General features: G+C 71.3%; 11 protein-coding genes. All 11 read right to left on the minus strand.

Annotated features, from left to right (window positions below):
• On the minus strand, nt 1-711 hold a 711-nt coding region (locus AB0J09_RS41270; RefSeq protein WP_360703565.1), incomplete at its 3' end, for an alpha/beta hydrolase.
• A complete protein-coding gene (locus tag AB0J09_RS41275; RefSeq protein ID WP_360703568.1) occupies nt 687-1,073 on the minus strand; it encodes a VOC family protein in 387 nt (128 codons plus the stop codon). The genes AB0J09_RS41270 and AB0J09_RS41275, both read right to left, overlap by 25 nt.
• Before the next feature lie 86 nt (nt 1,074-1,159).
• Nucleotides 1,160-2,116: a helix-turn-helix domain-containing protein gene (locus tag AB0J09_RS41280; RefSeq protein WP_360703571.1), complete on the minus strand. Its 957-nt coding sequence runs from the start codon at nt 2,114-2,116 to the stop codon at nt 1,160-1,162.
• 220 nt (nt 2,117-2,336) lie between these two features.
• Nucleotides 2,337-3,266: a lipoyl synthase gene (lipA, locus tag AB0J09_RS41285; RefSeq protein ID WP_360703574.1), complete on the minus strand. Its 930-nt coding sequence runs from the start codon at nt 3,264-3,266 to the stop codon at nt 2,337-2,339.
• Between the two features lie 42 nt (nt 3,267-3,308).
• Nucleotides 3,309-4,289, minus strand: a complete 981-nt coding sequence (locus AB0J09_RS41290; RefSeq protein ID WP_360703576.1) for a M48 family metallopeptidase — start codon at nt 4,287-4,289, stop codon at nt 3,309-3,311.
• Between the two features lie 22 nt (nt 4,290-4,311).
• Entirely contained in the window at nt 4,312-5,004 is a 693-nt protein-coding gene (lipB, locus tag AB0J09_RS41295) for a lipoyl(octanoyl) transferase LipB (protein ID WP_360703579.1), read from the minus strand.
• A 37-nt stretch (nt 5,005-5,041) separates the two neighbouring features.
• Complete coding sequence (locus tag AB0J09_RS41300; RefSeq protein ID WP_360703581.1) at nt 5,042-5,779, minus strand: peptidase E; 738 nt, start codon at nt 5,777-5,779, stop codon at nt 5,042-5,044.
• 38 nt (nt 5,780-5,817) lie between these two features.
• The gene (locus AB0J09_RS41305; protein WP_360703584.1) at nt 5,818-6,711 is read right to left on the minus strand and encodes a TIGR01777 family oxidoreductase; all 894 of its coding nucleotides are present in this window, start codon (nt 6,709-6,711) and stop codon (nt 5,818-5,820) included.
• Between the two features lie 120 nt (nt 6,712-6,831).
• The gene (sucB, locus tag AB0J09_RS41310; RefSeq protein WP_360703587.1) at nt 6,832-8,265 is read right to left on the minus strand and encodes a 2-oxoglutarate dehydrogenase, E2 component, dihydrolipoamide succinyltransferase; all 1,434 of its coding nucleotides are present in this window, start codon (nt 8,263-8,265) and stop codon (nt 6,832-6,834) included.
• Between the two features lie 38 nt (nt 8,266-8,303).
• Nucleotides 8,304-9,668: a dihydrolipoyl dehydrogenase gene (gene lpdA / locus AB0J09_RS41315; protein ID WP_360703590.1), complete on the minus strand. Its 1,365-nt coding sequence runs from the start codon at nt 9,666-9,668 to the stop codon at nt 8,304-8,306.
• Nucleotides 9,669-9,719: 51 nt separating this feature from the next.
• Nucleotides 9,720-10,903 (minus strand): leucyl aminopeptidase (locus AB0J09_RS41320; protein WP_360703593.1); only part of this gene is annotated, 1,184 nt, incomplete at its 5' end.

Here is a 10,903-nt window from a genome sequence, read left to right on the forward strand (position 1 = left end):
CGCGACCGCCGGCCCCGCGATCGACATCCAGCCGGGGCTGTCCTCGCCGTTGAGTACGAGCGTCGGCTGCGTGACGCCGGCCAGCCGATCGCCGGGCAGCGTGTTGCCCGGCCCCATCACCTCGGCCTCGTAGGAGAGGGTGTGGGCCAGCGCCTCGAGCTCCGCCCAGGACGGCTGCGCTCGCATCGCGGCCACCGCCTCCGGGGGCGCCTCGGCCGCCTCCACCATGAACCGCTCCACCGCCTCCCCGCGCCTGCCCGCCCTCACCAGCGCGTCGAGCTGCGCCGCGAAGTCGTCCGGCAGCGGGGGCGCGCTGTCGTCCACGTGGTACGGCGGCTCCCACAGGGCCAGCTTGGAGATCGCCGGGTTCCGTACGGCGGCCTCCAGCGCCAGCGCGGCCCCCGACGAGCCGCCGAACACCATGGCCGACCCGCCCGCCGCCTCGATGACGGCCGCCAGGTCCTCGATCTCCCGTTCGACGGCGTACGGCGGGGTGTCCCCGCTGTCGCCGCGCCCCCTGCGGTCGTAGTCGTACACCGTGAACCACGGCGCCAGACCGGCCGCCACGCCCGCCAGCGTGGCATGCCCCCTGGCCGTGAACGCGCCGTGGACCAGGACGACCGCAGGCCCGGCGCCGTACCGGTCGAAGGCGATGGCGGTGCCGTCCGCAGAGGTCGCCTTGCCGCTCACCCGGCCGGCTGCACCAGGCACAGCGCCTCCCAGTGGTGCCCGTCGAGGTCGGCGAAGCCGCGCTGGTACCTGACGCCGTCCTCCTGCTTGACCCCCGCCGGGGTGGCCCCGGCCGCCAGCGCCTTGTCCACCAGCTCGTCCACCTGGGCGGGGTTCTCCATGCCCAGCACCAGGATCGCCTCCGTGCCCTTGCCCGCGTCGGCGACCTCCTTGGTGATGTACGAGCCGAACGTCGGCTCGGTCAGCAGCATGACCTGCGTCTCCTGGTTGATGATCACCGATGCCATGTCCTCGGCCATGCCGAACAGGTTGAAGCTGAGCTCGGCGAAGAACTTCTTCGACCGCTCGAGATCCTTGACCGGCAGATTGACGAACAGCTGCATTTCCGTACCCCTTCCTTCTTTGTGCCTTCAGTCTGCTGGTCGAAGGGGTCGCGGGTCTTGGATCTGGGTGCCAGGCGGATTGACGTTCAGCGCACCGCGTTGGCGCGGCGGTACTCGGCGGGCGGCATCCCGTACGCGCGCTTGAACAGCCTGCTGAAGTGGGCCGAGTCCGGCAGCCCCCACCGGGCCCCGATCTCGCTCACGGACCGGGTGCCGCCCTCGGCCAGCTCCGCGCGGCACCGCTCCAGGCGCCGCTGCCTGATCCAGGCGGCCACCGTGGTGTTCTCCGTCTCGAAGAGCCGGTGCAGGTAGCGCACCGAGATGTGGTGCGCGTCCGCGACGGTGGCCGGGTCGAGGTCGGCCCAGCCCAGCCGCTGCTCGATGAAGGCGTGGATCTTCAGCAGCAGCATGCGCTGCCGGGAGCCCTCCGGTAACGACCGCGTCTGCTCGAGGCGTTCGGCGACGGCGGTGCTGATCAGATCCGTCACCACCGTGGACAGCCGGGCCGCGCTCTCCGGCCGGTACGTCTCGATGTCCACGGCCACTCGGCGCAGCAGCGGCACGGCCAGTGCGGCGGTGCCCGACTCGGCCGTGATGGGGAGCGCGGTGAGCGTGTCCAGGGCGCCGTCCGGCAGGGACAGCAGGTCGCGGGGGAGGCTGAACACCGCGAGCTGCACGGCGGAGTCGTAGGCCAGCTCGTAGGGCCTGGTGAAGTCGTAGATCGCGAACTCGCCCCTGCTGAGCTGCGCGTACCGCCCGTCCTGGGCCACCCGTGGGCTGCCCTCCAGGGCCAGCACGAGGCGGTAGAGCTCGGGGCTGTCACGGTGGATCAGGCCCGGGGTCCTGTGCACGCTGTGGGGCGTGGACGTGCGCACCCTCCCGACGCCCACGGGGCCGAGCCGTCCGGCCTCGATCTGCCCCCGCAGCGGGGCGCCGGGGTCGATCCTGAGGTCGAGCGGGCCGAGCGTGTCGCACACGATGGCCCGCCAGGCGTCGTGGCGCTGCTTGGCGGGCAGGTCACTCGTGCGGATCAGAACGGCCATCCCGTCGCTCCTCCGTCGGCTGCCCTGCAATGCTAACGACACCTCACGAAACCCGCAGCCGCCCCGCCCCGGCCCCCCGAAACGCGGTGGCCCCGTTGCGCCGTCGGCGTGCGGTGTCTCGTTGGCGCTGGCCGTCACTCGCGACCGCGTCGTAGGCGCGCCGGGCACGAAGCAGCCCCAGGACCGCATGGGCGCGGGTCCCGGGGCTGGCGGGTGGGGATCAGGCCGTCTGGCGGGCCTGGATGGCCTGCTGGTAGAGGCGGCCGGCACGGTACGACGAGCGCACGAGCGGCCCGGAAAGCACACCGGCGAACCCGATGGCCTCCGCCTCGGCCTGCAGTTCCACGAACTCCTCCGGCTTCACCCACCGATCCACCGGGTGGTGGCGGGGCGTGGGCCGCAGGTATTGGGTGATGGTCAGCAGGTCGGTGCCTGCGGCGTGCAGGTCGCGCATCGCCGAGACGACCTCCTCGCGCGTCTCGCCCATGCCCAGGATCAGGTTGGACTTGGTGACCAGCCCGGCCTCACGGGCCATCGTGATCACCGCGAGCGACCGGTCGTACCGGAACGCGGGACGGATCCGCTTGAAGATCCGCGGCACGGTCTCGACGTTGTGCGCGAACACCTCAGGCTGGCTGGAGAAGACCTCCTCCAGCTGGTCGCGGTTGCCGTTGAAGTCGGGCACCAGCAGCTCGACGCCGCACCCGGGCAGCAGCCCGTGGATCTGGCGCGCCGTCTCGGCGTAGAGCCAGGCACCGCCGTCGGGCAGGTCGTCGCGGGCCACGCCGGTCACGGTCGCGTACTTCAAGCCCATCTGCTGGACGGACTCGGCCACCCTGCGCGGCTCGTCGCGGTCGTACTCCTTCGGCTTGCCCGTGTCGATCTGGCAGAAGTCACAGCGGCGCGTGCACTGGTCGCCGCCGATGAGGAAGGTCGCCTCGCGGTCTTCCCAGCACTCGTAGATATTGGGACAGCCCGCCTCTTCACAGACCGTGTGCAGGCCCTCCCGGCGCACGAGCGATTTCAGCTCGGTGTATTCGGGGCCCGTCTTCAGCTTGGTCTTGATCCACGGGGGCTTGCGCTCGATAGGGGTTTCGGCGTTACGCACCTCCAGGCGGAGGAGCTTTCGGCCTTCAGGAGCAACGGTCACGCTCACAGCTTACGTCTCCCGGGAAACCTGCCCGGTCGTGGGTCACGAGATGAGGCCGAATCCGCGGATGGCCCGCGTGTAGTGGCCGAGCAGCTCCTCGTCGATGCGTTCAGACTCGCGTGTGCCGAGCAGCTCGGAGTGCGGGGAAGAGGTGAGCACACCGTCGTCGGTGAGCCTGGACCGGGCCAGCGCGCCCTCCCTGATCGCCGCCGCGCTCTCGCCGCGCAGCGCCGCGGCCTGCATCGGCGCCAGGTAGCCGCCGCCCGCCAGTGCGTCCAGCTCAGCGAGCTCCTGCTCGGACGCCGCCCGCCGGGCCAGCGCCCGATGCCGGGCCAGGGTACGGGCCGCTCCGGCGCGTGCCAGCCGGGTCAGCGTGTACCGCACCAGCAGTACGGGCCCGCCGAGCACCCGCCCGAGCAGGCGGCCGAAGGTTCCCATCACCTCGTACGTGGTCCCCGGGTGGTCCACCGCGCCCAGCGACGAGCCGGCGATCTTGGTCTGGGCTTCCTCCCTGACCCGCAGCGGCTCGGCTCCCAGCAGCGCGTCCCGCCATGCCTCCAGCGTGAACAGGGCCCCGTCCACGACCAGCTCTTCGGCGGTCGGGACGCGTGCGTACGCCGTGGCCAGCAGGGCCACCCGCTGCCTGGGCGGCAGCGCCAGCCACAGCGGCAGCCCGACCGCCAGGACAGGGGTACGCGGCAGGCCCACGCGCTCGTAGCGGGTCTCGGCCGCCAGGTCGCTGACCGCGACCTTTCCCGGCCGCCGGACGCCGACCCGGTCGGCCACGCGGTCCGCGATGCCGTACAGCTCCGGCGCCGATGAGCGCTCGAGCACCTCGGCGTCGGCGGGCAGGCCGCCCAGGCGCGGCCGCAGCGCCCACCCGATGGCCAGGCTCACGCCGCCGAGCAGCCATGCGACCACGGAACCCACGTTGCCCAGGATGATCCACGCGCCGAGCGCGACGAATCCGAGTGTCAGCAGATGCACCACGAGGGCGATTAAGACAGCGAGGAGGCGCTTCACACGGCCGATCGTAGGCCCCAGATCATCTGCGGAGAAGGTCTTCTTCGTGTAGTTCGTACGACTCTATGCCGAGCGCCTCCGCCAGCCGCTTCTCCGCGATCGGCATGACCTCCTCGACCACGATGCGACGGCCCGTCTCCGCCGACAGCGAGGAGACGCCCACCTCGGGGATGCCGCACGGCGTGATGCGGTTGAACCAGCGGGGGTCATTAGCGCAGTTGAGCGAGAAACCGTGCATGGTGACGCCACGCGCGACGCGCAGGCCGACCGCGCCGAGCTGGCGGTCGGGCAGCCCCAGGTTGGCGTCGCCGATCGCCCAGACGCCGCCGCGCCCCCGCACGCGTCTCGCCGTGACGCCGAAGTCGGCGCAGATCTGGATCATCGCCTCTTCGAGGCGGCAGGCGTACGTGACCACGTCGGTGACGGCGACGATCGGGTACGCCACGAGCTGCCCGGGACCGTGCCAGGTGAGGCGGCCGCCCCGGTCGACGTCGACGACCGGGGTGCCGTCGGCAGGGCGCTCGTGCGGCGCGGTGCGCTTGCCCGCGGTGTAGACGGGGGCGTGCTCGAGGATGAGAACGGTGTCGGTCAGCTCTCCGGCGACCCGCTTGCCGTGCACCCAGCGCTGCAGCGACCAGGCCTGCTCGTAGGGGACGTCGACGCCGAGGCGGACGATGGCGAGTGCGTGGGGATCGACCCCGTGGATGGGGCGCATGAGCCTATTGTGCCGTTCCCTCACCCGCGAAGGGTAATCAGGGGGTCAAGAGTCGTGGCTCGATCCTGAACTCCTTGACGCCGCTCGCCCCGTCGCTCTCCACCCGGTACGCGTAGCCGCCCGGCTCGACGGTCACCGCCTGGATGAACTCCGTGCCCACATAGTGGAGCCCCACGCCCTCGTCTGCGGCGTATCCGTCGGGCAGCTCGCCGCTGGCCACCGACTCCTGCAGCAGCCGGCGGCGCTGCGGGTCGGAGTCGTAGTGGACGCCGCACGAGTAGGGCAGGAAGCCGAGGCCCTCCGCCCACACGCGCAGGTCGGGCCCGAAGGAGTCGGTGTTGCCGCCCGCGTGCCAGCACAGGGCGCCCGCGCTCTGGCCGGACAGCACGACGCCGGACCGCCACGCCTCCTCGAACGCCTCGTCGTAGCCGTGCAGCCGCCACAGCGCCATCAGGTTGGCCACGCTGCCGCCGCTGACGTAGATCATGTCCTGCTCGAGCATCCAGGCCCGCGGGTCCTCGACATTGGGCATGGGGAACACCGTCAGGTGGCTCAACTCGACGTCCCACCCCGCGAAGGCGCCGTACATCTTGAGCAGCCACTCGTCGGAGTCGCCGACCGCGGTGGCGACCAGCCCGAGCTTCGGCCGGTCCTGCCCCGTCAGGTCGAGGCCGTAGCGGAGCAGCGGGCTGGCCTCGATGAAGCTGTGGCGCCTGCTCGGGCGGAACGATCCGCCCCCGATGGCGAGGATGTGTGACTGTCCTGACCGGCTCATGTCAAGATTCTCCCACCTGTTGAAGGACGCACGGTTCCCTAGAGTACGGCGCTCAGAGCCTCGTCGAGGCGGGTATGGGCGAACCCATAGCCGCTGTCGAGCAGCTTCTTCGGCTGGATGCGGTGACCGGGCAGCAGCGCCTCCCGCGCGAACTCGCCGAGCCCCGCGGACAGCGCGAAGGCCGGCACCGGGATCGGCATCGTGCCCTTACGCAGGGCTTTTCCGAGCGTGCGGGTGAATTCGGCGTTGGTGACGGGCGATGGGGACGTGAAATTGACCGGCCCCGTAATGTCACGATTTTTCAGCACATGCACCGCCGCTCGGACCCAGTCGTCCACGGTGATCCACGACCAGTACTGCTTTCCCGATCCGAGCGGCGCGCCCAGCCCGATCTTGAAGATCGGCACCACCCGCTCGAGTACCCCGCCCTCCCGGCTCAGCACCAGCCCGGACCGCATCACCACCGTCCTGACGCCGGCCTCGCCCGCCCGCAGGGCCTCGCCCTCCCACTGCTCGCACATATCCGACAGGAAGCCGGTGCCCTTGCCCTGGCTCTCGTCGATCACCCGGTCGCCGGTGTCGCCGTAGAAGTCGACCCCTGAGGCCGACAAGAGCACCTCCGGCTTGCCGGACAGCCCGGCGATCGCCTCGACGAGGACCCTGGTGCTCTGGACCCGGCTGGCGAGGAGTTCCCGCTTGTACGCCTCGCTCCACCGCCTGCCCCCGATCGACGCCCCGGCCAGGTGGACCACGGCCTCCGCGCCTTCGAGCGCGGCCTGGTCGATCTCCTGCCGGCTCGGCTGCCAGAACGCCTCGTCGGCCGCGCGCGGCTCGCGCCGTACCAGCCTGACGACCTCACGCCCGTCGTCCCGCAGCGCCCGCACCAGCGCCGACCCGAGCAACCCGGACGAGCCCGTCACGATGATCGCCATGACCCCACAGTACGCCCGCCACCGGCTGCTCACACGTAGGCGTGGCATCCCAGGAAAGCGAAAGGCCGGGCGGCCCCAGGGGAGCCGCCCGGCCGAGAAGCCCGAGCCGGGACGCAGGGGCTACGCGAGACCGAGCTGGGCCTCGAAGCGCCCCTCCTCCAGACGGCGCTTGACCGTCGTCAGGAAGCGAGCCGCGTCCGCCCCGTCCACCAGCCGGTGGTCGTACGTCAGCGCCAGGTACACCATCGACCGCACCGCGATGACCTCGCCCTCAGGCGTGTCGATCACCACGGGCCGCTTCACGACGGCGCCGGTCCCCAGCATGCCGACCTGCGGCTGGTTGAGGATCGGGGTGTCGAACAGGGCCCCGCGGCTGCCGGTGTTGGTCAGCGTGAACGTGCCGCCCGTGATCTCGTCGGGCGTCACCTTGTTGGCGCGCGTGCGCTCGGCGAGGTCGGCCGTCTTGCGGGCCAGCCCGGCGAGGTTGAGGTCGCCGGCGTTCTTGATGACCGCCGCGATCAGGCCGCGCTCGGTGTCGACCGCGATGCCCAGGTGCTCGACGTCGAAGTACGTGACCTCCATGGTCTCGTTGTTGATCGTCGCGTTGAGCTTCGGGTGCTGCTTGAGCGCCTCGATGGCGGCCAGCTCGAAGAACGGCATGAACGACAGCTTGACGCCCTCGCGGCGCAGGAAGTCGGCCTTGGCCTGGTCGCGCAGCCGGGCGATCTTGGTGACGTCGACCTCGACCACCGTGGTGAGCTGGGCCGCCGTCTGCAGCGACTCGACCAGCCGCTTGGACATCGTCTGCCGCAGCCGCGTCATCTTCTCCGTACGGCCGCGCAGCGTCGTGTCGACCTCCACAGGCTCGGGGCCCGCGGTGACCGGAGCCGCGGCGGGAGCGGCCTGGGCGGCGGGGGCCGGAGCCGGAGCGGCCTGCGCCGCGGCGGCCTTGTCGCGCTGCGCCTTGGCCGCCTCCAGCACGTCCTGCTTGCGGATGCGGCCGCCGACGCCGGTGCCGGTGATCGCGTCGAGGTCGACAGCGTGCTCGTTGGCCAGCTTGCGCACCAGCGGCGTCACGTACGGGCTCTCACCCGACGGCAGCGGCGAGGGCTGCGCGACCGGGGGAGCGGCCTGCGGGGCGGGAGCCGGGGCCGGAGCGGGCGCAGGCGCAGGCGCGGGAGCCGGTGCGGGCTGCGGAGGAGCAGGCTGGGGAATCGAGGAAACCGGGGGAGCCGGCGCGGGCTCAGGCTCGGGCTCCGGCTGCGGAGCCGGCGCGGGGGGCGCCTCCGGGGCAGGGGCGGCGGCGCCCGCCTCGGCCTTCTCGTCGATGACAGCGAGCTCGGCCCCGACCTCCACCGTCTCGTCCTCAGCAACGACGATCTTCGTGAGGACACCCGCGGAGGGCGACGGGATCTCGGTGTCGACCTTGTCGGTCGACACTTCGAGGAGCGGCTCGTCGGCTTCGACGCGCTCGCCCTCCTTCTTCAGCCAACGGGTTACGGTGCCCTCGGTCACGCTCTCGCCGAGCTGGGGCATCTGTACGGAGACCGGCATCGTTATCTTCTCTCGCGTTCTGATCTCGAGGGCTTGGACTAGTTGTGTACGTGCAGCGGCTTGCCGGCCAGGGCCAGCATCGCCTCACCCATGGCCTCGGACTGGGTCGGGTGTGCGTGGATGAGCTGGGCGACCTCTGCGGGCAGCGCCTCCCAGTTGTAGATCAGCTGCCCTTCGGTGACGAGCTCGCCGATGCGCCGGCCCACCATGTGGACACCGACGACCGGGCCGTCCTTCTGGGCGATGACCTTCACGGCGCCTGAGGTGCCGAGGATCTGGCTCTTAGGGTTTCCCGCGAGGTCGTAGACCTGCTCGACGATCTCGATGCCGCGCTCGGCCGCCTGCGCCGACGTGATCCCGACGGAGGCCACCTCGGGGTCGGAGTAGGTGATGCGGGGAACGCCCGCGTAGTCGATGGGCGGCGGGTTGAGGCCGGCGATGTGCTCGGCCACCATGATCCCCTCCGCGAACCCGGCGTGCGCCAGCTGCAGGGTCGGGATCAGGTCGCCGATGGCGTAGACGCCGGGCACGGAGGTCTGGCAGTGCTCGTCGACCACGACCGCGCCGCGCTCGATGGCGACACCCTGCTCCTCGAAGCCCATGCCCGCCGACACCGCGCCCCGCCCGACCGCGACGAGCAGCAGCTCGGCGTCGAGGGTCTTGCCGTTGGCCAGCGTGACGACCACACCCGTCTCGGTGGTCTTGGCGCTGTCGAAGAAGACGCCCAGCTCGTACTTGATCCCGCGGCGGCGGAAGGCCCGCTCCAGCAGCTTGGAGCTGGACTCCTCCTCGGTCGGCAGCAGGTGCGGCAGCGCCTCGACGATCGTGACCTCGGCGCCGAACGAGCGGTAGACGCTGGCGAGCTCGACGCCGATCACACCGCCGCCCAGCACGATGACGGACGTGGGCACGCGGTCCATCTTCAGGGTGTGCTCGCTGGTGATGACGCGCTCGCCGTCGATCTCCAGGCCGGGGAGCGACTTGGGCGCCGAGCCGGTGGCCAGGACGAGGTTGCGGCCCTCGTAGACCTCCGAGCCCACCTGGACGCGGTTGGGGCCGACCAGGCGGCCCGCGCCTTCGACGATCGTCACGCCCGCGCCCTTGAGCAGGCCCTGCACGCCCTTCCAGGCCCGCGTCACGATCTTGTCCTTGAACGCGTGCACGCCCTGCACGTCGATGCCGTCGAAGCGCGCCTTGATGCCGTACGACTCGCTCTCGCGGGTCTCGTCGGCGACCTCGGCGGAGTGGAGCAGGGCCTTCGTGGGGATGCATCCCCTGTGGAGGCAGGTGCCGCCGATCTTGTCCTTTTCGATCAGCGCGACCGACTTGCCCAGCTCAGCCGCCCGAAGCGCGCAGGCGTAACCGCCGCTGCCGCCACCTAGGACGACGATGTCATAGGCCACAGGAAGGCTCCTTGTCGGGGTGTTCGTGATGCCGTCATCTTTTCATTTGTTTCAGATGCTCGCGTGCCGCTCTGCGAGTCCGATGAGAGTGCGGGTGATGGCGCCCGTGCCGCCCTTCGGGGTGTAACCGTACGGCTCGCCCTTGTTGAACGCGGGCCCGGCCATGTCGATGTGGGCCCAGCGCACGCCCTCGGGCACGAACTCCTTCAGGAAGATGCCCGCCGCCAGCATGCTGCCCCATCGCTCCGGCTGGAGGTTGGCGATGTCGGCGACCGGTGAGTCGAGGCCCTTGCGCAGCTCCTCGGGCAGCGGCATGCCCCACGCGCCCTCGCCCGCGGCCGTGGCGGCCTCGACGACCAGCTCCCTGACGGCGTCGTCGTTGGCCATGACGCCGGCCGTGCGCCAGCCCAGCGCGACGATCTGCGCGCCGGTGAGGGTGGCCACATCGACGATCAGGTCGGGCTGGTCCTCGGCGGCCCTGGCGATGCCGTCCATGAGCACCAGACGGCCCTCGGCGTCGGTGTCGAGCACCTCGACCGTCTTGCCGCTGTAGCTGTGGATGACGTCGGAGGGGCGCTGCGCCGTGCCGCTCGGCAGGTTTTCCGCCAGGCAGAGGTAGCCGACGGCGTTCACCGGCAGGCCGAGCCTGGCGATGCCGATCATGGCGCCGAGCACCGCGCCCGCGCCGCCCATGTCGGACTTCATCCAGTCCATGGCGGCCGACGGCTTGAGCGACAGGCCGCCGGAGTCGAACGTGATGCCCTTGCCCACGAACGCCAGCCGCTTGCCGGCCTCCGGGTGGGTGTAGGCGACGCGGACCAGGCGGGGCGGGTTGGCCGAGCCCTGGCCGACGCCGATGAGGCCGCCGTAGCCGCCGTCCTTGAGCTGCTTGTCGTCGAGCACCTCGACGGTCAGGCCGGTCTTGCCGCCCTCCTGCTCGGCGATCTCGGCGAACTTGGCCGGCCACAGGTCGGAGGGAGGCGTGTTGACCAGGTCGCGGACCAGGGCGACCGAGTCGGCCAGGACACCGGCGCGCTCGGCGACGGCGTCGGACTGGCCTGATACCACGGTGAGCTCGGCGACCGGCGCCTTCTGCTCGCCGTTCGTGCGGTAGCGGGAGAAGGCGTACGCGCCGAGCAGCGCGCCGAGGGCGACGGCCTCGGCCTCCTCGGGGGTGTCGGCGGGCAGGGCGAGCGCGGCCCTGGCGGTGCCGGCGAGGGACCGTACGGCGGCGC

This window comes from Nonomuraea sp. NPDC049784, from assembly GCF_040659615.1.
In the GTDB taxonomy this organism is placed as follows: domain Bacteria; phylum Actinomycetota; class Actinomycetes; order Streptosporangiales; family Streptosporangiaceae; genus Nonomuraea.